The sequence below is a fragment of the Rhodococcus sp. P4_E4 genome, from assembly GCF_056401575.1.
Map to the genome: position 1 here is coordinate 136,956 of NZ_JBFUJB010000003.1, position 23,201 is coordinate 160,156.

21 protein-coding genes are annotated in these 23,201 nt (G+C 62.8%); 9 read left to right on the forward strand and 12 right to left on the reverse strand.

Annotated features, from left to right (window positions below; genetic code table 11):
* Positions 1 to 69 precede the first annotated feature (69 nt).
* The 4 genes from AC1DVN_RS05015 to AC1DVN_RS05030 form a co-directional block, all read right to left on the reverse strand.
* On the reverse strand, positions 70 to 1,905 hold the full coding sequence (locus tag AC1DVN_RS05015; protein WP_020906438.1) for an acyl-CoA dehydrogenase: 1,836 nt from the start codon (positions 1,903 to 1,905) through the stop codon (positions 70 to 72).
* A gap of 89 nt (positions 1,906 to 1,994) precedes the next feature.
* Positions 1,995 to 2,627, reverse strand: coding sequence for a class I SAM-dependent methyltransferase (locus tag AC1DVN_RS05020; protein ID WP_477993586.1), 633 nt, complete (start codon positions 2,625 to 2,627; stop codon positions 1,995 to 1,997).
* 21 nt (positions 2,628 to 2,648) lie between these two features.
* Positions 2,649 to 5,132 carry an FtsX-like permease family protein gene (locus tag AC1DVN_RS05025; RefSeq protein WP_070796301.1) on the reverse strand — a complete coding sequence of 828 codons (2,484 nt, stop codon included), beginning with the start codon at positions 5,130 to 5,132 and terminating at the stop codon, positions 2,649 to 2,651.
* Complete coding sequence (locus AC1DVN_RS05030; RefSeq protein ID WP_019747152.1) at positions 5,132 to 5,914, reverse strand: ABC transporter ATP-binding protein; 783 nt, start codon at positions 5,912 to 5,914, stop codon at positions 5,132 to 5,134. The genes AC1DVN_RS05025 and AC1DVN_RS05030 overlap by 1 nt, the downstream gene beginning before the upstream one ends.
* A 109-nt stretch (positions 5,915 to 6,023) precedes the next feature.
* On the opposite strand from AC1DVN_RS05030, the gene AC1DVN_RS05035 reads away from it, so the two are divergent.
* The 4 genes from AC1DVN_RS05035 (at position 6,024) to murJ (ending at position 10,795) form a co-directional block, all read left to right on the forward strand.
* Positions 6,024 to 7,262: a sensor histidine kinase gene (locus AC1DVN_RS05035; RefSeq protein ID WP_021343074.1), complete on the forward strand. Its 1,239-nt coding sequence runs from the start codon at positions 6,024 to 6,026 to the stop codon at positions 7,260 to 7,262.
* Entirely contained in the window at positions 7,250 to 7,891 is a 642-nt protein-coding gene (locus AC1DVN_RS05040) for a response regulator transcription factor (protein WP_003945784.1), read from the forward strand. Before AC1DVN_RS05035 ends, AC1DVN_RS05040 begins: the two co-directional genes overlap by 13 nt.
* 161 nt (positions 7,892 to 8,052) lie before the next feature.
* Positions 8,053 to 9,081, forward strand: coding sequence for a beta-ketoacyl-ACP synthase III (locus AC1DVN_RS05045; protein WP_003945837.1), 1,029 nt, complete (start codon positions 8,053 to 8,055; stop codon positions 9,079 to 9,081).
* A gap of 97 nt (positions 9,082 to 9,178) precedes the next feature.
* Positions 9,179 to 10,795, forward strand: coding sequence for a murein biosynthesis integral membrane protein MurJ (gene murJ, locus AC1DVN_RS05050; RefSeq protein ID WP_477993589.1), 1,617 nt, complete (start codon positions 9,179 to 9,181; stop codon positions 10,793 to 10,795).
* Here the strand turns inward: murJ and AC1DVN_RS05055 are convergent.
* The 3 genes from AC1DVN_RS05055 to AC1DVN_RS05065 all read right to left on the reverse strand — a co-directional run bounded on the left by AC1DVN_RS05055 (position 10,781) and on the right by AC1DVN_RS05065 (position 14,062).
* Positions 10,781 to 11,935, reverse strand: a complete 1,155-nt coding sequence (locus AC1DVN_RS05055) for an alkaline phosphatase family protein (RefSeq protein WP_021333167.1) — start codon at positions 11,933 to 11,935, stop codon at positions 10,781 to 10,783. The two genes, murJ and AC1DVN_RS05055, sit on opposite strands and share 15 nt — an antisense overlap.
* Before the next feature lie 135 nt (positions 11,936 to 12,070).
* The gene (locus AC1DVN_RS05060; protein WP_019747156.1) at positions 12,071 to 12,844 is read right to left on the reverse strand and encodes a VOC family protein; all 774 of its coding nucleotides are present in this window, start codon (positions 12,842 to 12,844) and stop codon (positions 12,071 to 12,073) included.
* Positions 12,845 to 13,105: 261 nt separating this feature from the next.
* Complete coding sequence (locus AC1DVN_RS05065; RefSeq protein WP_477993592.1) at positions 13,106 to 14,062, reverse strand: alpha/beta fold hydrolase; 957 nt, start codon at positions 14,060 to 14,062, stop codon at positions 13,106 to 13,108.
* A gap of 144 nt (positions 14,063 to 14,206) precedes the next feature.
* Between AC1DVN_RS05065 and AC1DVN_RS05070 the strand changes: the two genes are divergently transcribed.
* Positions 14,207 to 14,419, forward strand: a complete 213-nt coding sequence (locus tag AC1DVN_RS05070) for a hypothetical protein (protein WP_228118235.1) — start codon at positions 14,207 to 14,209, stop codon at positions 14,417 to 14,419.
* Here the strand turns inward: AC1DVN_RS05070 and AC1DVN_RS05075 are convergent.
* Positions 14,401 to 15,162 carry an SDR family NAD(P)-dependent oxidoreductase gene (locus tag AC1DVN_RS05075; RefSeq protein ID WP_020723638.1) on the reverse strand — a complete coding sequence of 254 codons (762 nt, stop codon included), beginning with the start codon at positions 15,160 to 15,162 and terminating at the stop codon, positions 14,401 to 14,403. The two genes, AC1DVN_RS05070 and AC1DVN_RS05075, sit on opposite strands and share 19 nt — an antisense overlap.
* 205 nt (positions 15,163 to 15,367) lie before the next feature.
* On the opposite strand from AC1DVN_RS05075, the gene AC1DVN_RS05080 reads away from it, so the two are divergent.
* Entirely contained in the window at positions 15,368 to 15,526 is a 159-nt protein-coding gene (locus AC1DVN_RS05080; RefSeq protein WP_019747160.1) for a hypothetical protein, read from the forward strand.
* A gap of 113 nt (positions 15,527 to 15,639) precedes the next feature.
* Here AC1DVN_RS05080 and AC1DVN_RS05085 read toward each other — a convergent pair whose 3' ends face one another.
* Complete coding sequence (locus tag AC1DVN_RS05085; RefSeq protein ID WP_477993593.1) at positions 15,640 to 16,485, reverse strand: glycosyltransferase family 92 protein; 846 nt, start codon at positions 16,483 to 16,485, stop codon at positions 15,640 to 15,642.
* A 106-nt stretch (positions 16,486 to 16,591) separates the two neighbouring features.
* Here AC1DVN_RS05085 and AC1DVN_RS05090 point away from each other — a divergent pair, with 106 nt between their 5' ends.
* From AC1DVN_RS05090 to AC1DVN_RS05100, 3 genes are read left to right on the forward strand one after another with little or no spacing between them, the layout of a single operon-like run.
* On the forward strand, positions 16,592 to 17,827 hold the full coding sequence (locus AC1DVN_RS05090; protein WP_046378038.1) for a cytochrome P450: 1,236 nt from the start codon (positions 16,592 to 16,594) through the stop codon (positions 17,825 to 17,827).
* Complete coding sequence (locus AC1DVN_RS05095; RefSeq protein ID WP_046378039.1) at positions 17,824 to 18,387, forward strand: TetR/AcrR family transcriptional regulator; 564 nt, start codon at positions 17,824 to 17,826, stop codon at positions 18,385 to 18,387. The genes AC1DVN_RS05090 and AC1DVN_RS05095 overlap by 4 nt, the downstream gene beginning before the upstream one ends.
* Before the next feature lie 44 nt (positions 18,388 to 18,431).
* The gene (locus AC1DVN_RS05100; protein ID WP_477993594.1) at positions 18,432 to 20,399 is read left to right on the forward strand and encodes an alkyl/aryl-sulfatase; all 1,968 of its coding nucleotides are present in this window, start codon (positions 18,432 to 18,434) and stop codon (positions 20,397 to 20,399) included.
* Positions 20,400 to 20,435: 36 nt separating this feature from the next.
* On the opposite strand, the gene AC1DVN_RS05105 is transcribed toward AC1DVN_RS05100, so the two are convergent.
* Genes AC1DVN_RS05105 through AC1DVN_RS05115 form a run of 3 tightly spaced genes read right to left on the reverse strand, consistent with a single transcriptional unit; the run spans position 20,436 to position 23,043 of the window.
* Entirely contained in the window at positions 20,436 to 21,056 is a 621-nt protein-coding gene (locus tag AC1DVN_RS05105) for an L-threonylcarbamoyladenylate synthase (RefSeq protein ID WP_019747165.1), read from the reverse strand.
* A 26-nt stretch (positions 21,057 to 21,082) separates the two neighbouring features.
* Positions 21,083 to 21,508 carry a MerR family transcriptional regulator gene (locus AC1DVN_RS05110; RefSeq protein ID WP_019747166.1) on the reverse strand — a complete coding sequence of 142 codons (426 nt, stop codon included), beginning with the start codon at positions 21,506 to 21,508 and terminating at the stop codon, positions 21,083 to 21,085.
* Between the two features lie 35 nt (positions 21,509 to 21,543).
* The gene (locus AC1DVN_RS05115; protein WP_172932344.1) at positions 21,544 to 23,043 is read right to left on the reverse strand and encodes a SulP family inorganic anion transporter; all 1,500 of its coding nucleotides are present in this window, start codon (positions 23,041 to 23,043) and stop codon (positions 21,544 to 21,546) included.
* Between the last annotated feature and the right edge of the window lie 158 nt (positions 23,044 to 23,201).

A 23,201-nucleotide genomic window follows, 5' to 3' on the forward strand; every position in this document is an offset into this window, starting at 1 on the left:
CTGTCGAGCATGAAAATGCCGGTCCCGAAACATTCTCGGGACCGGCACTTTTCATAAATCAGGAACGAATCAGAATGCTGCTTCGTCGATCTCCATGATGTCGTTCTCGGTGTTCGCGATGATCTCGCGTGAAGCGGTGAGCTCGGGCAGGACGTTCTTGGTGAAGAAGGACGCGATGGCGACCTTGCCCTCGTAGAAGCCCTTGTCCTTGTCGGAAGCGCCGTTGTCGAGTGCCGCGAGAGCGATCTCGGACTGGCGGAGGAGCTGCCAGCCGATGAGCAGGTCGCCGACGGACATCAGGAAGCGGACGGAGCCGAGGCCGACCTTGTACAGCTCGGTGGGCTGCTCCTGAGCTCCCATGAGGAAGCCGGTGAGCGTGGCAGCCATGGCCTGGACGTCTTCGAGTGCGGTGGCGAGCAGTGCGCGCTCCGCCTTCAGGCGACCGTTGCCGGCTTCGCTGTCGATGAAGGTCTTGATCTGTCCGGCAACGTGAGCGAGCGCGACGCCGCGGTCACGAGCGATCTTGCGGAAGAAGAAGTCCTGAGCCTGGATGGCCGTGGTGCCTTCGTACAGCGAGTCGATCTTGGAATCGCGGATGTACTGCTCGATCGGGTAGTCCTGCAGGAAGCCGGAGCCACCGAGGGTCTGCAGGCTGTCCGTCAGGTACTGGTACGCACGCTCGGAGCCGACGCCCTTGACGATCGGGAGCAGCAGGTCGTTGACGCGGAACGCGGTGTCCTTGTCTGCGCCCGAGACGAGCTGGGCGACAACCTCGTCCTGGTGTGCTGCGGTGTAGAGGTACACCGCGCGCAGGCCTTCGGCGTATGCCTTCTGCATTGCCAGGCTGCGACGCACGTCGGGGTGGTGCGTGATGGTCACGCGCGGCGCTGCCTTGTTGGTCATCTGGGTCAGGTCAGCACCCTGAACACGCTGCTTGGCGTAATCGAGAGCGTTGAGGTAACCGGTGGAGAGGGTGGCGATTGCCTTGGTGCCGACCATCATTCGAGCGTGCTCGATGACGTCGAACATCTGGGCGATGCCGTTGTGGACCTCGCCGACCAGCCAGCCCTGTGCGGGGATGCCGTGGCCGCCGAAGGTGACCTCACATGTGGCGGAGACCTTCAGGCCCATCTTGTGTTCGACGTTGGTGACGAAGACGCCGTTACGCTCGCCGAACTCTTCGGTCTCGAAGTTGAAGTGCGTCTTCGGGACGAAGAACAGGCTCAGGCCCTTGGTGCCGGGTCCGGCGCCTTCGGGGCGAGCGAGAACGAGGTGGAAGATGTTCTCGAACAGGTCGTCCGAGTCGGCCGAGGTGATGAAGCGCTTGACGCCCTCGATGTGCCACGAGCCGTCGTCCTGCTTGATCGCCTTGGTGCGTCCGGCACCGACGTCGGAGCCGGCGTCGGGCTCGGTGAGGACCATCGTGGCGCCCCATCCGCGTTCGACGATGGTGGCTGCCCACTTCTTCTGCTCTTCGGTGCCGTTGTTGAACAGCACGTCCGCGAAAGCGGGTCCGGCCTGGTACATGTGCGCTGCAGGCTGTGCGCCCAGGATCAGCTCACCGATGGCCCACACGACGGAGCGGGGAACCGGCACGCCGCCGACCTCTTCGCTCAGTCCCATGCGGTACCACTCGGCATCCCACAGAGCCTTGAACGACTTCTTGAAGGATTCCGGAAGTGCAACGGTGTGCGTCTCGGGATCGAAGACAGGGGGGTTGCGGTCCGCGTCGGCGAAAGATTCGCCAAGCGGTCCCTCGGCCAGGCGTGCGACCTCTGCCAGCATGTTGCGGACAGTGTCGGCATCCAGGTCGCCCCAAGCGCCTTCGCTCAGTGGCTTCTCCAGTCCGAGAACCTCGAAGAGGTTGAACTCCAGGTCCCGAACGTTGCTCTTGTAATGGCCCATGTCTTCTGCTTCTCCCAGTGAGGTGGTGCGGTCCAGCACTCCTAGTACCGCCCGAAGTTTATTACTCGTCGGTAACTTAATACATGTTACTAGCCGTTCTTTGCATTGCCAACACCGGATTTGCGTCCGATGACAAGTGCGTCGACCGCGATTCCCGTTTCGGTGTGTCTGTGCGGATTTCCGGCGATCTCGAACTCGAGCCTTTCTTCGAACTCCTGCATCAATTCTTCTGGTGTGTAAAGGATTTCGGGATCTTTCGGTCCGCCGACGCCGTAGTCGATGTTGCTTCGGTCGTGACCCAAAATCATGAGGATTCCATCAGGTTTCAGAGAATTTATGGCACGGTTCACAACCAGGGTGCGTTGTGGTGCGGGCAGATGAAGGTAAAGAAGCAGGGCCAAGTCGTATCCCTGCCCGTTCCTTGAGGCGTAATCCGCGACGGTGACGTCGCCGCATCGGTAGTCGAGCCGGTCGAGAACCGATCGGGGTGAGCGGGCCGCGATCGTGCGGGCTTTCTCGATCGCGACGGCCGAGTAGTCGATGCCGGTGACCTCCCAACCGCGGGTCGCGAGCCACAACGCGTTACGGCCCTCGCCGCACGCCAGGTCGAGTGCCTGGCCGTGGGGGAGGGCCGTCGCGTATTCCACCAGCAGTTCGTTGGGAGGAGCGCCCCAGACGAGCTCGGTTTCTTCGTACTTCTTGTCCCAGGCCGCCGCATCCATAGATGACGACGGTAGTGCCACTCAGTGGTTACGCACTCCGTCCATCGGGTTCTTGCGTAGGGCGGCGCGCGTCGGGATCGCGATGGAGACAAATCCCAGAACAGCGGTCACCGCGACGATGGAACCGTAGATCGCCGGTGAAATCGCCGGGATCGGCTGCCCGGACACCGCTACGGCGATACCCATCAGAGGCGGCAGGGCGATCAGCGATCCGACCACGACGGCGATTCCCACCACCATCAACGACTCGATGCGCATCATCGCTCGGACCTGCCTCGTCCGCGAGCCCACCAGTTGAAGGAGCGCGAACTCGCGGGAACGCTCGGCAGTGGCGGCGACCAGGGTGTTCACGACGGCGACTGCGAGATAGCCGAGCAGGACGAGGACGGCGAGGATGCTGACCCAGGACTGCATACGACGCTGATCTTCGCCCGCGGCCCCGAACTGGTCCTGGTTCATCGCGGCGATCGAGGGGAACGAGCGCAACGACTGCTGGACTTCGGCCGACCGTCCGGGTTCGGCAGCAACCAGAACGGTGTCGATCAGAGCGTCGGTGGAGTGCTGACGCAAAGTCTCGATCGGCATGGTCACGTCCCCGAATCCGAGGCCGCGACCATATTTTGCGACGACCATCGGATGCACCAGTGTGCCGTCCCCTAGATAGAGGTCGACGCGCTGACCTACCTTGGCTCCGAGTGTGAAGGCGCCGTCTTCGCTCACGGCAACGGTATCGCCGGTCAGAGCGCTCAGGTCGCCCTCGGTCACCGCGAGATCGAGGGTCGCGTCGGCGCCGGCGGCGTCGATGCCCTGGGCAGCGATCGCGCTGTCGGCTGAGCCGCCTTCCTCACCGCTGGGTACCGGCAGGACTTGACTGCGGACCACCGGGTTTGCCGCACTCACTCCGGGCACCGATGCGATCGAGTCGAGGAGCGAGGGAGCGATACCGGCCGGCGCGCCGACGATCAGGTCGGCGGTGACGCCCTTGATCGACTGGTTGGTCGCCTCGGCGGCGACGGTGCTCTGGCTGAAGAACTGCACCGAGCCCAGTGCGATTGCGAGAGCCAATGGAACAACCGCCGACGAGAGCCGTCTCGAATTGGATTCGGCGTTGGCGGCAGCGAGAACTTTGGACGCCGACCCACTACGACGCAGTGGACCGCCGATCACCTTGATGATGCCGCGCACCAACAAGGGGCCGAGCAGCGCGACCGAGAAGATCAACAACAGTGCGCTCGAACCGGCTCCAGCGGCTGCCACGCTGCCGGGCAGGAAAGCGGGGAGCACGCACGCGCTGAGGCCGGCGGCGCCGAAGATCAGCCCGGTGGCGATGCGTCCGCGGCTCAGTTTCGCCGGGCCGCTTTCGGATTCGCGAAGCGCTTCGACGGGGTCGAGCTTCGCCGGTCGTCGTGCCGCGATCGCCGCTGCCGCGCGGGCAGTGAGTACGCAGATCAGGAAAGCCGCGATCGCCGGAAGCGGGCTGTAGGCCAGCGCGAAATCGGTGGGCATGACCCCGGCGTCGGCAAACTGTGCACCCAGGAATCGGGCGAGTAGGAATCCGGGCACCGCGCCGAGCGCAGCCGCAGCCGCCGCGACGAGCAGCACTTCACGCCCGATCATGACGTGGACTTGTCGCGTGGTGGCCCCGATTGCCCGCAGCAGAGCGAACTCTCGCCGTCTGGCGTTGATCGAGAGCGACAGCGTGCTGGAAACGACGAACATACTGACCATCAACGCGAGACCGGCAAACGACGCACAGAGCACGATCAACTGGGTCCGCGCAGCACCGGCGTCGAGGAATTCGATGCCTCCGCGTGCGGTGCCGGTCGAGACCTCCGCGCCGGTTCCGGCGAGTGCATCGCGGGCGAGAGCGGCAGCATCCACGCCTTCGGGAGCGATCAATCCGACTGCGGTGACAGCGTTCTGGTGCGGCCACAACCGTTCGGCCTCTGCGTCGTCGAGGAAGACGAGTGCCGGACGGTCGGGTGACGGCACCGAAGCCGAATCAGCTGTGCCGACGACGGTGTACTCGTCGGCTATCGCGCCGTGAGCCAGCGTGATTTGCTCGCCGAGAGCGGCGCCCGTGGTCGAGACCACCTCGTCTCGGCTCTGCGGAGCGCGCCCCTCGGTGAGCGAGTACGGCGCCAGTTGTGCTGTGTTCCAAGGATGTGCGTCGAGTACGACGCCCTCGGCGGTGCTGACGGGGACGGAGATGTCGGGAATCACCGTGACATCGAGGGCATCGAGCTTGCGGACGGTATCGCCGTCGAGGAGAACTCGCTCGGCAAAAGGCTGATCGGCGTCTTCCTTGACCTCGAGCGCCTGTGGTGCACTCACGACGGCGTCGGCACCGGCGTAGAGATGTGGTGAGACGCCGCCTCGCACTCCCGATTCCAGCAGCACACCCAGACCGCAGGTGAGGAGCGCTGCGCAGAATACGGAGACGAACACGGCGACGAAACCGGAGCGATGCGCTTTCAGGTGCGCAAAGGTGTGCGCTTTCATCATCACCAGTCCCCGAGGTGTGTCATGCGCTCGGCGATCTGCTGCGGCGTCGGGCGGTCGATGTGCCCGACAAGTTTTCCGTCGGCGAGGAACAGCACACGATCGGCGTACGACGCGGCCACCGGGTCGTGCGTGACCATGACGATGGTCTGATCGAACTCGGCGGCTGTCCGGCGCAACAACTCCAGAACCTGCTTGGCGCTGCGGGAGTCGAGGGCGCCGGTCGGCTCGTCGGCAAAGAGTGCGTCGGGGTGAGTGACGAGGGCGCGCGCGATGGCGACGCGTTGCTGCTGACCGCCGGACAGTTCGGAGGGTTTGCGCTTGCGGTGCGATCCGAGTCCGACGGATTCGAGGACGAAGGTCAGGTACTGCTTGTCGGCTCGTCGTCCGGCGAGGAGTAGGGGGAGCGTGACGTTCTGCTCGACGTCGAGAGCGCCGAGCAGGTTGTAGGCCTGGAAGACGAAACCGATGTGATCGCGACGGAAGATGCTGCGGGCCTTCGGCTTCAGCTGTGAGATCTCGGTGTCGCCCAGCCACACCGATCCGCTGCTCGGTCGATCGAGCCCTGCGGCGCAGTGCAGGAAAGTGCTCTTGCCCGATCCGGACGGGCCCATCACGGCGGTGAAGGTGCTGCGCGGCAAGGTGAGGCTGATGTTGTCGAGGGCGGTCACGGCGCCGCGGCCGTTGCCGTAGATCTTGCTGACGCCTTCGAGTCGCACGGCGGATGTTCGGGCGGCCGTGGCACCAGGGGCCGGCGGGGCGAGGACCGAGTGTCGATTCTTCATGGGATGAACGCTATGGAGATTCGGCATTCGTCGACATCCAGCAGGGTCCCGAATCAATGGTGTAGGCAGCTGTAGTGGATCGCGGCATCAGGTGCGGCATGCTGGGGCAGTGAAGAAGAGAACCAGGGCTGCGGTGTACGTGCTCGTCGAGGGTGCGGCAGCCGTGGTCTCCCTGTTCTTGCTGATGGTCGGTCTCATTCTGCTGTCGCTCTCGATTCTGATCGTCGGCTGGTTGCTGTTGCCGTCGTACGTGCGGGTCCTCCGGTGGTGGGCGGGTCTGGCCCGCAAGAGAACGGCTGCGTACACCGGACGCCCTGTTCTGCAGCGATACCCACCGATGCCAAGCAATCCGACCTTCGGGGATTGGCGCCGGTTCCTCACCGATCAGTCGACGAGGCGCGACGCGGCCTGGCTGTCGATTCATGGTCTGGGGGCTTTCGTCGCGGCGATGCTGACCATTGCTCTGCCACTCGGTGCACTCAATTCGATTGCCGTCCCGCTGTACTGGCAGCAGATGCCCGCCGGTGAACCCGTCAACAATCCGTACCCCGTGACGTCGTGGTTGGGCGCTGCCGGAATGCCGTTGATCGGCATCCTGTACCTCCTGATCGCGTGGTGGTTGATCCCCGCGATGGCGAAGTGGATCAGCTGGTCGACCACGACTTTGCTTGCGCCGGACACGCGTTCGGACCTCTCGAAGCGCGTCACCGCCCTGACGGCCAGCCGCGCTGCGGCGCTCGACGCACATTCGGCCGAACTCAAGCGCATCGAGCGGGATCTGCACGACGGCGCGCAGAACCGTCTGGTCGCGGTGGTGATGATGTTGGGGATGGCCGAGCGGTCGTTGCAGAACAATCCGGACCAGGCTCTGCCACAACTGCATCGGGCCCAGGATGCGGCCACCGAGGCGTTGAGCGAACTCCGGACGTTGGTGCACGACATCTACCCGCCGATCCTCGACGAGTTGGGTCTGGAGGGCGCGATCTCCGCGCTCGCCGGGCGCTCCGCCGTGCCCTGCGTACTCGAGATCGACGAACTCCGCCGAGCCCCGGCTGCCGTCGAGGCTGCTGCGTACTTCGTCGTCGCCGAGGCCTTGACCAACGTCGCAAAACACAGCGGAGCGCGCAGTGTCACCGTCACGGCACGGACGGAGGCGTCGGACGACTCGTTGGGTGAGACGATGCTCATCGACGTGATCGACGATGGTCAGGGCGGCGCGAACGAACGCCCGGGCGGCGGCGTGGCGGGTATCCGACGCCGGGTCGAGGCTTTCGAAGGAACCGCAGTATTGGAGAGCCCGGAGGGTGGACCGACAACGATGAGGGTGGAACTACCGTGCGGATTCTGATTGCCGAGGACGACGCTCTCCTGCGAGAGGGGCTGGCACTGCTGCTCCGCGGAGAGGGCTTCGAGGTGTCTGCCGTCTCCGACGCCGCACAGTTCCTCACGGTGTTCGAGGAGACCGCCCCCGACGCCGCGGTGCTCGACGTCCGGATGCCTCCTACTTTCACCAACGAGGGGCTTCGAGCGGCGATCGAGGTGCGCAAGCTTCGCCCGGGCTTTCCCGTCCTGGTCCTTTCCGCATACGTCGAGGATCGCTACGCCGGTGAATTGTTGGCAGGAGGCGCCGGCGGGGTCGGGTACCTGCTCAAGGAACGGGTCGGCAAGGTAGCCGAGTTCGTCGACGCATTGAACCGGGTCGTCGACGGCGGAACCGTGATGGATCCCGAGGTCGTATCCCAACTGATGAGCCGTCGACGCGCCGACGATCCGATCAGATCACTGACCCCACGCGAGTCCGAGGTTCTCGGACTGATGGCGGAGGGGCTGGGAAATCAGGAAATCGCCAGGAAACTGGTCGTCAGCGACACTGCTGTGAGCAAGCACATAGGAAATATCTTCGCAAAACTCGGCCTGTCGGCTTCCGAAAGCGGGCATCGTCGTGTTTTGGCAGTTCTAGCTCATTTACGCGCCTGATCGTGGATCTGGACTACATACCTGACCGAAGCGTAATGTGAGCCAGCCTCATGTTGTTGCCGTGATCGAACGGTGACCTGAGAGGCAGGGGCTTATGTCCTGTACGTAACGTGTGATGTCGAATGCGCGTCATCACCAGAAACCAACGAGGAGATCGATCAATGGGTAAGCCGATTGCCAGTGTGGCCGGAGGTCGGCAGTCCGTCCTTCTCGGGCTCGGCGTTCACCGCCCGGAGCGAGTCGTGACCAACGACGAGATCTGCGAGCTGATCGATTCCACCGACGAGTGGATCCAGACGCGATCGGGTATCAAGTCGCGCCGGTTCTCCGGCGAAGGTGAAGGCATCCTCGCGATGTCGATCAGCGCGGCCCGTAAAGCACTGGACGTCAGCGGCATTGCTCCCGAGCAGATCGGCGCCGTGATCATCGCGACGTCGACGTGGGACCTGCAGACTCCTCAGGCTGCGTCCATCGTCGCCCACGAGCTCGGCATCAAGGGTCCGGCTGCATTCGACGTCGCGGCAGGCTGCGCCGGTTTCTGTACCGCCCTTGCCGTGGCCAGCGACCTCGTTCGCGGCGGCACGGTTGATCACGTACTCGTCGTCGGCGTCGAGTTGATGAGCGAGGCCACCGAGCCCACCGATCGCAGCGTTCGCTTCATCTTCGGTGACGGCGCAGGCGCAGTTGTCGTCGGCCCGAGCGATACCGTCGGAATCGGCCCGGTCGAGTGGGGTTCGGACGGCAGCCAGTCCGACGCCATCGTTCAGGAGCCGAGCTGGCTCGACTACACCAAGAACCCGACCGGACCTCGGCCGTGGATCAAGATGGCCGGTACCGCGGTGTTCCGCTGGGCTGCCTTCGAGATGGGCAAGGTCGCCACTCGCACCCTGGAGAAGTCGGGGCTGGGTATCGAGGACATCGACGCTTTTGTGCCGCACCAGGCAAACCAGCGCATCAACGAGGTCATCGCTCGCAGCATGAAGCTGCCCGAGGGCTTCCCCGTCTCCAACGACATCGCCGAGACGGGCAACACGTCCGCGGCCTCGATCCCGCTCGCCATGGAGCAGATGCTGCGCGACGGCCAGTGCAAGCCGGGCGACAAGGCATTGCTTCTCGCCTTCGGTGCGGGTCTGTCCTTCGCCGGCCAGGTTGTCGTCATGCCGCCGTTGGCTGGAGCGGAATCAGCCTGATCTTCTCTCGTGACGAGCGCCTCGAACCCCACGGTTCGGGGCGCTCTTCCGTTTCCGTCCAGATCGTCGTACCTCTGCGATGTGGCACTCTGGCGAGATGGTCGAGAGTATGGGGGAGTCCGAACGTACGGGTGTGACGGGCGGCAGCTTGGCGAAGATGGGCGGGCAAGTGGCGCTCGCCAGCACGGTCAGTCGGATCACCGGCTTCGTCCGCACCCTTGCCCTTGCCGCGGTCCTCGGCATCGCCCTGGTCAGTGATGCGTACAACGCGGCCAACAGCTTCCCGAACATGGTCTATCAGCTCCTCCTCGGCGGAATTCTCGCCAGCGTTCTGCTTCCGTATCTGACACGGCAGCGAAGTCGTGGGCGGACGCTCGAACGAGAGCAGACGCAGCGCGTTCTCACCGTCGGAGCGCTTGCTCTTGCGCTCGTGACGGTAGTGGCGGTGGTGTGCGCGCCGCCTCTGGTCTCGGCTGTGATCGATGATCCGGCTCAACGAGAGTTGACGACGCTCTTCGCGTACTTGCTTCTGCCGGAGATCTTCTTCTACGGCGTCACGGCGATGATGACGGCAGTACTCAGTGTTCGATCAGTGTTCGGCGCGCCGGCCTGGGCGCCGGTGATCAACAACGTCGTCCTTCTGGTGACGGTCGCGGTCTTCCTGTGCATCCCGGGGCCGGTTACTCTGACTCCCGAGTCGATGACCACCGCGCAGGTTCTGGTGATCGGTATCGGCACTCTGCTCGGGATCGTGGCGCAAACCGCCGTCGTTGCTCGAGCGCTGCACCGCAACGGGTTTCGGTGGCGCCTTCGCGTGCGGGTCGTACCGCACACCTGGCGCCCGGTGCGCGTCGGGGCGCCGTTGCTCGGTTGGGTACTTGTGTACGTCGTTGCCGGTCAGATCGGTGTGTGGGTGACGATGAAGGTCACTCTCTCCCGTCACGTCTACTCGATGTACACGCACGCGGATCTGCTGTTTCAAGTGGCGTACGGCATTCTCGGTGTGTCGTTGTTGACGGTGCTGATGCCGCGGATCGCCAGGTCGGTTGCTGCGGGTGACGACGTCGGCGTCGTATCCGATCTCGGCCGGGGAGCCCGGTATTCAGTGGTGGCGCTGATTCCGGTCACGGTGGCGCTCATGGTCTTCGGCCCCTCGTTGACCACCCTGATCTTCTTCGGCCGGGTCGACGGCAGCAGTGCCTGGTTGATCGGGACGGCCGTTGCGGTCAGTGCATTCGGGCTGGTGCCCTTTGCGATGGTCATGCTTCAGCTTCGAGTGTTCTACGCCGACAACAACACCCGAACTCCCGCGGTGATCGCGCTGGTGATGGTGGTAGCCAAGACGGCGCTCGTTCTTCTTGCGTCTCTGTCGGCGAGTGACGAAACGCTGGTCCTGGCCGTCTGTGCGGCGGGCTCGTTCTCCTACGTGTGCGGAGCGGCGCTCGGCCACATCCTGCTTCGAAAGCGATACGGGCTGTTGGGATTCCGTCGCGTGCAGGCTACCGTCGGAAGGATTTCGGCGGCGGCAATTCTGGCAGGTGGTTGTGCGCTCGCTTTGGTGGTGGCGGTTCAGAACCGAGTTCCCGAGCCCAGGCTTGCTGCTGTTATTTCATTGTCGGCGGGTGCGGCCGTCGGAGCAGTCGTCCTGTTGGGCGCATGCAAGGTCGTCGGTGTTCCCGAGATTCGCCGGGCTCGGGCCCTACTGTTGTCCTGAGGACAAGAGCGGTACCAGCAGTTCGTCCGGAGTGAGGGCGCCGTGCTGTCCACGGAGGCCGGACAGTCCCGATTCGACAGATCGACGTACGACGGCCACGTCCCCGGACGCAATGGCGATGACATCACCGATCCGGCCGTGATACTCGGAATGCACTGCAGGCCCGAACAATCCTGCGACTATGCCCTCGGATCTCGTCCCGATCCACATGCGGTCACCCAGTTCGGCGCGCCAGCGGTCCGCAACATCTTGTGCAGCGCCTTCTCGGGTGTGGATGTGACGACATCTAGGTTCACCGGCAAGAGCGAGTACATCTTTGGACAGAATCGGAGTGTTGTCGAAGTCGATCTTGTTCTCGTCCAACACGTCGACCATTCCGTGGTCTGCCGTCACCAGCAATCTCACGTCCGGACCGAGAGCGGCGGCGAGTTGCTCGACCAGTCGATCGACAAGCATCAGTTGGAAAATCCACGGCTCGGACTCGGGGCCGTAGACGTGGCCGAGTGCATCGATCTCGCTGATGTAGCAGTACGTGAACGTACGGTCGGCAGATTTCGACGCGGCCACGGTGCGAGCGAGGAGGTCTCCGTATGCCTGGATTCCGGCGAATTGGGCGCCGCGCATTCCCGCCCGGGTGAGGCCGCTGCCGTCGAATTTGGACGGAACGACGGTAGTGACGGTGATGCCGGCGGCCGCGGCACGATCGAAGGTCGTGGCCTGCGGCTGCAGGGTCTCCGGGACGATGGAGTCGGTCTGAGATTCCTTCTTGCCCGCGCTGTGCCAACCCAGCCAGTTGAACACCGAATCGGCTTCTTCGACGTAAGACTGGTAACCGGTGATTCCGTGCGCCCCCGAGGGCAGCCCGGTCCCCAACGAGACGATGCTGGTGGCCGTCGTCGTGGGGAATCCTGCCCGTATGGGCGTTCCGATCAGTGAGTTCAGGAATGGTGCGTGTTCGGCGTTGCGGGCGAGCAAGTTCGCGCCCATCCCGTCTACCAGCAGAATTACAGTCTTCTGGCTGGGCTGTAGATCGAGACGGTTCGCTTCGCCGCTCACTCCGAGAGAAGCGAGTACCGACGGCGCAAGCGTCGACAGAGTCGGCTGCGAGTACACATCGAGGAGAGGGGCGGGGGCGGGCATCCCATGAGATTAGGCGTTGGACGCAGAAAACTGCATACCTTCTGGGCGAGTGTTCAAATCCGTGCGGTCAAATCGGGACTTTCCAGATGATCAGCGCGCAGAGACCGCGGGCCGGTGCGGCCTCTGCGCGGAGATTCACTCCATGATCGTGGAGATCTGGAACTTGGCACCGAGTGGATCGGCCACCGACGCGAGACGGCCGAAGGGCGTGTCCTCGGGATCGCGCAAGACGCTGCCGCCGAATTCGACGACCTTGGCGACGGCCGCATCGGTGTCGTCCGCCCCGAAGTACACCTGCCAGAACGACGGCACCTCTGCCGGGAGGAACGAGCTGGCATCCATCAAACCGGCGACGACGGTGTCGCCCTGCTTGGCCTGTGAGTACCGGAACTCGTCGCTGTCGCCGATGGACTCGTAAGTCCAGCCGAACACGTCGGTGTAGAACGGCAGGACCGCGGCGTAGTTCTTGGACAAAGTCTCGTGCCACACCGGGGCTCCGGCCTCGCCGACCAGACCGAAGCCGTGGTGCTGATCTGCCTGCCAGATACCGACGACTGCACCGGCAGGATCGCCCACGATCGCCATGCTGCCCTGGGGACCGACCTGCATCGACGGCATCATGATCATTCCGCCCGCGGCTTCGGCCTTGGACGCCGACGTTGCCGCATCAGTCGAGGAGATGTAGGTGGTCCAGACGTTGCCGTACGGGTTTCCCTCCTGCTGAGGTCCGAGCCCGGCGATGGGCTGCCCGTCTTTGCTGAAGATCGCGTAGCCGCCGTACTGCGGGTCGTCGTTTGTGTCAGTCTGCCAACCGAACACGTTGGTGTAGAAGGATTTGGCGACCTCGGTATCGGAGCTGGTGAGGTCGATCCAACAGGGTGTTCCGTCGAGCGCTGTGCGTGCGGGCATCTGAAACTCTCCTTTACCGAAACGGATACACAAGTACGGGTCGCGCAAATGCTTGGCCGAGGAAGGCGCGAATCTCACGCTACGCGCGTACCCCGACACATTCCCAGGGCTCGAGAGCTTTGGAGTATTTGACCGTTCGCGCTTACCGGTGGGCCGGACCTGCCGACGTAGTCGATCGCCGAATCGTCCTTGATACGCCGAAGTTGATGGGGCACTTGCTCGATCGGCGAGGCCGTTCCGCGGGTGTAGTGCCGGTACTTGTCAGCTCGTGATCAGCCCCGTGCGATCGAGCCACGCGAGCGCATGACGTGAAAACTCGTCCGGAATCTCCAACTGAGGGGTGTGGCCGGTATCGCCGAGAATGATGGTGGTCCAGTGTGGATGTGCGGCGGCGGGGGGGGCGGGGGCGGCCSGGGCASCCTCGACCGGGACAAGCCGATCGCGATCGCCGTGTATCAGGAGCGTCGGAGTCGCGATCTCTCGCAGTGTCTTTCGATAAGAGGCCGGACGGGCGAGGGTCATCAACAGTGACCGTGCTGCCTGCAGGAACTCGGCATCCTGAGTGGGTTCGCCGCGACGAATCGCAGTCAAGGCAGCGCCCGCGTCGAGGACCGCGGGGTCTGCTCGCGTCGGATCGGCAAAACACAATCTGGTCATCTGAGCGGCCAACTGCCGGTCGGACATCTTCCGGCGTCCGAAGCCGAGAACCTGCTCACCGACGTACGGCATCGAGTAGAGCGCGAATTGGGCGGCGACGGTCAGATCGGGAAGTTGGACGGGCAGTGGGAGCGCCGGATCCACCAGCACCAGGCCGGCAACTGATTCGGGATTGGCATGGGTCGAGATTGCCGAGACCATTCCCCCCATCGAATTGCCGAACAGGACGGCAGGTTCACCTACTACTGTCTCGAGAAAGCGATTCAGGAGTGCTGCGTTGGCGTCGACGCCGGTGTGCCGCCCACGGGCAGAGGTGAGTCCGAATCCGGCGAGGTCCAGCGCGTACACACGCGTGCGCGCCGCCAGCGTCGGTGCCACCCGCACCCAGTTCAGGTGCGAGCCGCCCAGACCGTGAACGAGCACGATCGGCGGCGCTCCGCTGGGACCGCCGAAGTCGATCCAGTGAACATCACCGCCGAGGTCGGTGATGTTGCTTGTCCCGCCCCACGGGTGTGTGAGGGTGCTTCCGTCGGCGGGTTCGGCCGAAACAGCGGATTCCATACCTGACAGGATGCACCGAGGCGCGGTTCCAGTCACGCTCTCGTCCCGGTTCGGTATCCGAAACTGTGTCCTCGATCACGGATTATCGGGAAGCTCGGGAAACGGGCAAAACGGAATTTGACTGGTGTCAAGTACTTTTCGCGGTTGTCATCGCTTTCCGACGGCCGTGGTGTGCGTCCGGCGGAGGTCGGTTCGGGCATACTGAAAACCATGTGGTGGATGGTCGGGCTCATTGTTCTGGCCGCGCTGGTTTTGGCATCCGTTCTGGTCGGTTTCGTTTTCCGCCGCCCGATCGCCGAAGCCAAGTCGGCGGTGCTTGCCTTCGACGACGCCAGCTCTCAGCCCCAGCGCGACTGACCACCGTCGAGCGGAATTGTTGCTCCAGTCAGATACGCGGCATCCGGGCCGACCAGGAAAGCCACCGCGGTGCCGATGTCCGTTTCGCAGTCCCCGATCCTCCGTAGCGGAATCCCGGCAACAAAAGCGGCAGCCTCTTCCGGACGCGCATCTGCCCAACGCTGTAGCCCGGGCGAGGATGCATGAGGAGCAACCGCGTTGACTCGGATCCCGTCGACGCCCCATTCGCACGCTGCTGCGCGACTGAGGGCTCGGACGGATTCCTTCACGGCCGCGTATCCGCCGTAGCCGGCGGCGTCCCAACGGACGGCCACGGAACTGACCATGTTGATGATCGCCCCGCCGCCGCGTTCCTTCATGAACGGGTAGCAGGCTTGCATGGTTCGCAGCGTCGCGACGGGACCGGAAGTCAATCCGTCGGCAAGGCGCTCCGGAGTGAGGTCGAGGACGTTGCCGAGCGGGTTGAGGCTGGCGTTGTTGATCAGGATGTCGACGCCGCCGAACAGTTCCACGGTTCGCGCCACGGCAGCGGTGATGGAACCCGCGTCGGCGATATCCACGAGCACCGGTTCGGCACGGCCGCCGCGTTCGGTGATCTCGTTACATGTGACTACGAGTTTCGACTCAGTGCGGCCCGCCACCGCGACGGAAGCACCTTCCTTGGCAAGCGCAAACGCAACACCCTGGCCGACGCCTTGCCCTGCGCCAGTGATCAGGGCCACTTTTCCATCCAACTTGCCCACTGCTGTTCTCCTGCTCGTCATTCAACGGTTCCCGAAGCGTTGTCCGAATCGCGCATTGTTACTCGTGGGTTCCCGCTGGATGAGATGTGAGTTACGTCCCACTCAACGGCACCGCTTCAAATTTCGGCTGTCTTACGTATATTGTGAGCGCCGTTACATACCGGGCGCGCGGACCGCGTACACATTCCATGATGAGGAGCTAGACATGGCATTCACCACTGGCAGCAGCAAGACGGACCTGGCACAGCTCGGCGACTTCCAGAAGATCATTGCAGGCCTGGGCGGCGTTCTCGTCGGCATCGGCGCAGTTGCTGGTCTTCTCGGCGCAATCGGTGGCGCAGGAAGCTCGCAGCCGAAGGCTTGATTGCTTCGCTGAACCGGATTTACGGCCCCCGGCCCGCATTCTGAAGGCATTGCCTTCGTGGATGCGGGCCGGAGGTTTATCTGTACCTGAATACCTGTGTCTTGCAGGCACATTCAATTCTGTGATAGGTCAATTGCCGCCGGAACATCCACACCTTCTTCGTGGACTTGGGGTCCGAAGTTCGGCAGCGGAGTGAAGTCGAGTGCCGCCTCCGAACCGCGGTAATGGCGGAAGTAGAAGAGGGATCGGTCGGGCCGCACCAGGCTGTCCGGTTCGCTTGTCTTCCATCCCCAGTGGACGTCCGCTCGCAGAATCTCCGACAGCCTCACGATGTTCTTGCAGCCGTGGCTCTGTAGCCCAAGGCATTTCAATTCCTCGACGTCTCGCAGTTGCCCGTCGCGCGTCCACCTGGATTCGTAAACCAGGGCGTCGAGAACAACACGGTGTGAATCCGCCTGAGTAACTCCGGCAAGTAGAACCTCCCAGTCCAATCCTGGTGCGTGTTCGAGGTATTCGTCGGCGTCGATGAATGCTGCCCACGCGACGGTGTCGCGGTACCGGCTCACGTAATCGACGTAGGCCTCTACCTGTCCGTGCACGATCCGACCGTCCGCGTCGCGCGGTTGCCAGTCGACGATCGTCACCGGAAGGTCGTGCAGTTCTTTGCGGAATGCGACCTGAACTTCACTGTCCGACATCGATCGGGTGAAGGCGCCGTAAGAGTTGCCTCTCTTGTCCTCGCTGCGGCCGTGCCAACGGTTGAGGCTGAATGCGCTTGTCTTGCGGGTGGACCCGACGGAACCGGTGTTGTCGTAGAGAACAACCTCCCAGCCCTGCTCGATGTGGTGCAGGCACCAGTCTCTGATGAAGGGGAGATGTTCGCGGGGGAGCAGGACCGCAACCACGGCGCGGGGTCCGGTGTCAGAGCTGTTCGGGTGGTTCTTCGGATCCGTGATCACCCGACACACGATAGTGCTCTGCGTGGAAGCGGGTTACTCGATATTGATCGCAGAAATATTCGTCGTCAACGTTGACACATCTACCAATTTGTCTCATAGTCGAGTCATGACAACATCTGTGTCACATTCGCCACGGTTTGTTCCTTCCACCGGGGAGTCCTGGCGTTCGCCGTGGGCCATGTACGACGCATTGCGAGAGAACGACCCGGTGCACAACGTGGTGCCGGAAGCCTCGCCGCAGGACGACTACTGGGTGCTCACCCGTCACGAAGACGTCTACAACGCCGCTCGTGATTACGAGACGTACTCGTCGGCAAAGGGATTGACCACCGTCTATGGTGAGCTCGAGCAGATCGGGATGCAGGACAATCCGCCGTTCGTGATGCAGGACCCGCCCGTGCAGTCGGAGTTCCGGCGCATGGTGTCGAAGGGATTCACTCCGCGTCAGGTATCGGCGGTCGAGCCGATGGTCCGCGAATTCGTCGTCGAGCGTATCGAAGCGTTGAAAGCGCGTGGCAGTGGCGATATCGTCGTCGAGCTCTTCAAACCGTTGCCGTCGATGGTTGTCGCACACTATCTGGGTGTGCCGGAATCGGACCGTGACCAGTTCGACGGCTGGACCGAGGCCATTGTCGCTGCCAATTCGGCAGGTGGCGTGGCCGCGGCAGCGACGACGGCGCAGGCCGCCACCGGTGAGTTGATGATGTACTTCGCTTCGCTGATCGAACGCCGCAAGGTCGAACCGGGTGACGACACGATTTCGCACCTACTCGCCGCTGGACTCGGTGAAGACGGCGACATGTCCGGCCTGCTGTCGATTCTGGGCTTCGCCTTCACCATGGTGGCCGGTGGAAACGACACCACAACAGGAATGCTGGGTGGTTCGGTGGCGATGCTGACCGAACGCCTCGACCAGCGTCAGATCCTGCTGGACGATCCCGCGTTGATCACCGACGCGGTCGACGAGTTGCTTCGACTCACCTCACCGGTCCAAGGACTGGCACGCACCACGACTCGGGATGTGGCCTTGGGCGGCAAAGTGATTCCGGCAGGACGTAAGGTTCTGCTGATGTACGGTGCGGCCAATCGTGATCCCGAAAAGTACGGACCCGACGCGGCGGAGTTGGACGTCTTGCGTCGACCGCAGAAGATTCTCACCTTCAGTCATGGCGCCCACCACTGTCTGGGGGCGTCGGCAGCTCGGATGCAGGCTCGAGTTGCGTTGGAAGAGTTGCTCTCCCGGATTCCAGATTTCCATATCGACGTCGACGCGATGCAATACGCGCCGGGCAACTACGTGCGCCGTCCACTCACAGCGCCGATGTCGGTGACCCGGCCGTGAGCAACGACTGGCTCGGCGAGGGGCGCGCCTTGGCGGCAGCCGAGAAGATCCTCGACAGTGCGGCACAACTGTTCGTCGAGAAAGGTGTCAGCGCCGTCGGTATGGCGGAGATAGCCTCTGCTGCAGGATGTTCCCGGGCCACCCTGTATCGGTACTTCGAGAATCGGCAGGCCCTTCACATTGCATTCGTTCACCGCGAAGCGCGCAGGCTGGGAACTGCGATCGCGGAATCGGTAGCGACCATCGATGATCCGAGCGAGCGTCTAGAAACGGCGATGCTCACCGCAGTGTCCGCGGTGCGCAGCACTCCGACATTGGCTGCATGGTTCACTCCGGGTGATGCGAGTCTTGCAGGTGAACTTGCCAATTCATCCGACGTCATCAACGGACTGGGCGTCGCGATGCTCGGTGAAAACGGAGCAGGCACAGCGTCACGAGCACGCTGGATCGTGCGAGTGATCCTCTCGCTGCTCATGGTGCCGGGGGCGGACGAGAACGACGAGCGAACGCTGGTGCGTGAGTTCGTTGCTGCGCTGTTGAACGCTGGACGAACCACGTGATCATCCCTTCCGGGTGATGCGCGAGGACTACGTAGGGATCGAGGATGAACCGGTATCCAGACACAGGACACCGCGAGTTCCCGAGGGGCGCAAGAGAAGATGACTACACCATCCGAACTCGACCCAAGTCAGCTACCGAAGCGACTCGCCTTGCGAATGCCCAGGTCCTCCGTGATCTTCCGTTCGATGACACATTCGACTTCGAACTGATTTCTCGCGGTCTGGTAGCGCCGCTCATCGACGGCGGGTTGGTCAAGGGTGACAAAGGACAGTTCATCTTCTCCTACGACGCCTACGGGTTCGCCGACGGCGAAGCGCCGGACACCGTCAACCCGAGTCTCTGGCGCCAAGCCACTTTGATGGGAAAGGGCGGCGGGCTCTTCAAGCTTGCCGATCGCCTCTACCAGGTGATCGGCCAGGACTTGTCGAACACGACGATCATCGAGGGCGATACCGGGTTGATCATCGGTGACACCCTGATGTCCGCGGAAACAGCCGCTCTTGCGCTGGAGTTGTACTACCAGCACCGCCCCAAGGTCCCGGTCAAGGCAATTATCTTCACACACTCCCACGGCGATCACTTCGGCGGAGTCAAAGGATTTGTCACCGACGAAGAGATCGAGTCCGGTGCCGTAAAAGTCTATGCACCAGACAGTTTCACGGAGGAAGCGATCTCCGAGAACGTGCTCGCCGGAACGGCGATGACGCGTCGCGGAATGTACATGTACGGATCATTCCTGCGTCCAGGCCCGCAGGGGCAGGTTTCCGGTGGTCTCGGACTGTCCACGTCGCACGGCACGTCGACGTTCGCGGTGCCGACCGACGTCATCACCGAACCGGTACACGAAGAAGTCATCGACGGCGTGCGAGTGACGTTCATGCTCGCGCCGGGCACCGAAGCGCCGTCCGAAATGTTGTTCTATCTACCCGATTTCAAGGCGCTCGGGTCAGCGGAGGACGTCACGCACACAATGCACAACCTGTACACGTTGCGCGGCGCCAAAACTCGCGACGCCAAGGCCTGGTCGCACTACGTTCGTCTGGCGATGGAACTTTTCCCCGACGTCGAAATCATTTTTGCGCAGCATCATTGGCCCACGTGGGGCAACGACAAGATCTTGAAGCTGATGTCGGATCAGGCAGACCTGTACAAGTATCTGCACGATCAGACGTTGCGTCTTGCCAACAAGGGACTGACACCGGTAGAGATTGCCGACCAGATCGAGGTACCCGACGCCATCGGAAAGCAGTGGTACAACCGCGGGTACTACGGCTCGCTCAGTCACAACGTCAAAGCGATCTACACCTTCTATCTCGGTTGGTTCGACGGCGTTCCGGCTCACCTCAATCCTCATCCGCCGGTGGAGAACGGCAAGCGCTACGTCGAAGCCGTCGGCGGACCGGACGCGCTTCTGACCAAGGGCAAGCAGGCGTTCGACGACGGCGACTACCGCTGGGCAGCGGAGCTGGTGAACCATCTGGTGTTCGCCGATCCGAGTAACCAGAAAGCGCGAGAGTTGTTGGCGGACACGTACGAACAACTCGGCTACCAAGCCGAGAACGGTACGTGGCGCAACTTCTACCTGGTCGGAGCGATGGAACTGCGGCATCCGCTGGCACCGATGCCGTCCAACAACCCCACCGGCCCGGCCGTTGTCGCCGTGATGCCTCTCGAGCAGATGCTGGACTTCTGGGCAGTTCGCCTCGACGGTCCCAAAGCTGCCGACGTCGACCTGTCGTTGCGATTCGTGTTGTCGGACACTGCGGACAACGTCCTGGTCACAGTGCGCAACGGCGTGCTGAATTACGACACGGACAAGGCAGATGCTTCGGCGGCGCTGACTCTGACCTTGACCCGTGCCGTGTTCAACGAGGTGTATCTGGGAACGACTTCGCTCACCGAATCCATCAAGGCCGGAACGGCAAAAGCTGTGGGAGATCAGTCTGAACTGGAGACGTTCATCTCGCTGCTGGAGGACTTCGATCTGTGGTTCGACATCGTGACGCCGTGACACGTTGCCATCCGTGATGTGGCACGGGCGGGGGGATCATTCGAAACGGGAAGGATCTCCCGCGCCGACGCGCACGATCTCGGGGGCACCGGACGAATAGTCGACCACCGTGGTGGGCTCGGTGCCGCAGTCACCCGAGTCGATGACGGCGTCGAGTTGGTGGTCGAGTTCTTCCTTGATCTGCCAGCCGTCCGTCATCGGCTCCTCGGCGCCGGGTAGGAGAAGGGTGCTGGAGAGGATCGGTTCACCCAACTCTTGCAAGAGCGCCCGCACTACCGGGTGGCTGGGGATACGCACTCCGACGGTCTTCTTCTTGGCGTGTGCCAGTCGACGCGGAACTTCCTTCGTGGCGGGAAGGATGAACGTGTACTGCCCAGGCGTAGCCGCTTTGACCGCCCGGAACGCCGAGTTGGTGACGTGGACGAAGTGCCCGAGCTGCGCGAAGTCGGCACAGACCAGCGTGAAGTGGTGATCCGACCGCAGGTGACGGATCTCGCGGATCCGATCGGTGCCCGAGTGATTGTCCATTCGGGCACCCAGGGCGTAGCAGGAGTCGGTGGGGTAGGCGATGACCGCGTCGTTGCGCAGCATTTCGACGATCTGGCTGATCGCGCGCGGCTGCGGGTTTTCCGGGTGAACGTCGAAATATCGGGCCATCAACCCAGCTTAGTTCAGCTTGCAGATCACGAATGCCGTTCACCGTTCAGACTGTGGTCGGCGAGCAATCCCGTCAGCTCTTCGGCGTAGGCGAGTTGCTTACGTAAGTGTGTGCAGCTTTCTTCCGCCCGGGTATGGCAGGCGGTGACGAATTCGGTTGCGGCGGTTCGTGTTGATGCGTCCGAAGCTTCGTCGCCGAGCACTGCCAGGGAATTGAGGAGTTGTTTCATTTCTTCGAGACTGAATCCGAGCGGCTTCATTCGTCGGATTACCAGTAGCCGTTGGACGTCCGCCTCGGTGTACAAGCGGAATCCTCCGGCGGTCCGCTCCGATGGAGTGACCAGACCGACCTCGTCGTAATGACGGATCGTCTTGATCGACAGTTCGGTGCGTTCGGCAACCTGCCCGATCTGCATGTTCTGTCCCTGGACCGCATGTTCCGGCTCAGACATCACTCCTACTTTCGTCGCGCTGGGCTTCCATACTCTCAGTGACCGTCACCCAGGCGTCCGGACAGGCGCAGATGGCGCTCGGCCGATGCGTCGTCGAGCCCCACGATCTCGACATTCTTGCCTCTGGCCGCGTACTTGGTGGTGATCGCGTCCAGTGTCGCCACGGTCGACGCATCCCAGACATGCGACTCGGACAGATCGATGACAATGTTCTTCGGGTCGTCGACATAGTCGAACTGGTAGATCAGATCGTTGCTGGATGCGAAGAACAGCTCGCCTCGAACCGCATAGACACGGGTGTCCTCGTCCGGATGAGCGACGTCGATCACTTCGGTGAGATGCGCGACGCGGCGGGCGAAGATGACCATCGCGGTGATCACTCCGACGATCACGCCGTAGGCAAGATTGTGGGTCGCGACGGTGACCGCCACGGTGACCAGCATGACCAATGTCTCGCCGATCGGCATGCGGCGCAGGGTCTTCGGATTGATGCTGTGCCAGTCGAAAGTGCCGACCGAGACCATGATCATGACGGCTACCAATGCGGCCATGGGAATCAACGCCACGACATCGCCGAGGCCGACCACGAGTATCAGCAAGAACACGCCCGCCAGGAAGGTCGAGATTCGAGTGCGAGCGCCGGAGACCTTGACGTTGATCATGGTCTGGCCGATCATCGCGCACCCTCCCATGCCTCCGAAGAAGCCGGTGACGATGTTCGCGACGCCTTGGCCCCACCCTTCTCGGGTCTTGTTCGAGTGAGTATCCGTGACGTCGTCGACGAGCTTGGCCGTCATCAACGATTCGAGGAGGCCGACGAGCGCCATGGCCAATGCATACGGAGCAATGATCGACAGTGTGTGCATGTCCAGAGGGACGTCGGGGAACAGTAGCGTCGGCAGGCTCGACGGAAGCTCGCCCTCGTCGCCGACATTGGGGACGTTGAACGCGAAAACGACTGTGGCGGTGGTCAGTAGCACGATCGCCACCAGTGGAGCCGGGACCGCGCTGGTCAGTTTCGGCAGGAATACGAGTATCAGGAGGGCGACGGCCAGAAGTGGGTAGACGAGCCACGGAACATCGATCAGGTGGGGGAGTTGGGCAATGAAGATCAAGATGGCCAGTGCATTGACGAATCCCACCATGACGCTGCGCGGGATGAAGCGCATCAGCTTGGCGACGCCGAGGAGGCTCAACACGATCTGGAGCAGACCGGCCAGAAGGACTGTCGCAATCAGGTAGTCGATTCCGTACTCGCGCGTCAGTGGAGCGACGACCAGTGCGACGGCGCCGGTAGCTGCGGAGATCATTGCGGGTCGTCCGCCGACGACGGCGATGGTCACTGCCATCGTGAACGACGCGAACAGTCCTACCCGCGGATCGACGCCGGCGATGATCGAGAACGAGATCGCCTCGGGAATCAGTGCCAACGCCACGACCAGTCCGGCCAAAACTTCCGTTTTGAGACGGCGAGGTGACCGGAGCGCGGCCCGAACCGAATTGTCGTTGGTGGATGAAGCGATGGTTACTGCCATGAGATTCCGTCCTGACGAGGTTCTCATACTCTACCCTCCCGTAAGGGTAGAGTATGAACGGAGTTCTCACTACGGCGCGGATTTCTGTCGAATTGTGTTTCCCTGCAGTGAATCTCAAATCGCGAGATTGATCGAGAGGGGCAAGGCTCGCGGTGGCG

Excerpts from the sequence above, each read along its gene's own strand:
- AC1DVN_RS05015 (WP_020906438.1), bottom strand. The coding sequence starts at position 1,905 with ATGGGCCATTACAAGAGCAACGTTCGGGACCTGGAGTTCAACCTCTTC.
- AC1DVN_RS05020 (WP_477993586.1), bottom strand. The coding sequence starts at position 2,627 with ATGGATGCGGCGGCCTGGGACAAGAAGTACGAAGAAACCGAGCTCGTC.
- AC1DVN_RS05025 (WP_070796301.1), bottom strand. The coding sequence starts at position 5,132 with ATGATGAAAGCGCACACCTTTGCGCACCTGAAAGCGCATCGCTCCGGT.
- AC1DVN_RS05030 (WP_019747152.1), bottom strand. The coding sequence starts at position 5,914 with ATGAAGAATCGACACTCGGTCCTCGCCCCGCCGGCCCCTGGTGCCACG.
- AC1DVN_RS05045 (WP_003945837.1), top strand. The coding sequence starts at position 8,053 with ATGGGTAAGCCGATTGCCAGTGTGGCCGGAGGTCGGCAGTCCGTCCTT.
- murJ (WP_477993589.1), top strand. The coding sequence starts at position 9,179 with ATGGTCGAGAGTATGGGGGAGTCCGAACGTACGGGTGTGACGGGCGGC.
- AC1DVN_RS05055 (WP_021333167.1), bottom strand. The coding sequence starts at position 11,935 with ATGCCCGCCCCCGCCCCTCTCCTCGATGTGTACTCGCAGCCGACTCTG.
- AC1DVN_RS05060 (WP_019747156.1), bottom strand. The coding sequence starts at position 12,844 with ATGCCCGCACGCACAGCGCTCGACGGAACACCCTGTTGGATCGACCTC.
- AC1DVN_RS05080 (WP_019747160.1), top strand. The coding sequence starts at position 15,368 with ATGGCATTCACCACTGGCAGCAGCAAGACGGACCTGGCACAGCTCGGC.
- AC1DVN_RS05090 (WP_046378038.1), top strand. The coding sequence starts at position 16,592 with ATGACAACATCTGTGTCACATTCGCCACGGTTTGTTCCTTCCACCGGG.
- AC1DVN_RS05100 (WP_477993594.1), top strand. The coding sequence starts at position 18,432 with ATGAACCGGTATCCAGACACAGGACACCGCGAGTTCCCGAGGGGCGCA.
- AC1DVN_RS05105 (WP_019747165.1), bottom strand. The coding sequence starts at position 21,056 with ATGGCCCGATATTTCGACGTTCACCCGGAAAACCCGCAGCCGCGCGCG.
- AC1DVN_RS05110 (WP_019747166.1), bottom strand. The coding sequence starts at position 21,508 with ATGTCTGAGCCGGAACATGCGGTCCAGGGACAGAACATGCAGATCGGG.
- AC1DVN_RS05115 (WP_172932344.1), bottom strand. The coding sequence starts at position 23,043 with ATGGCAGTAACCATCGCTTCATCCACCAACGACAATTCGGTTCGGGCC.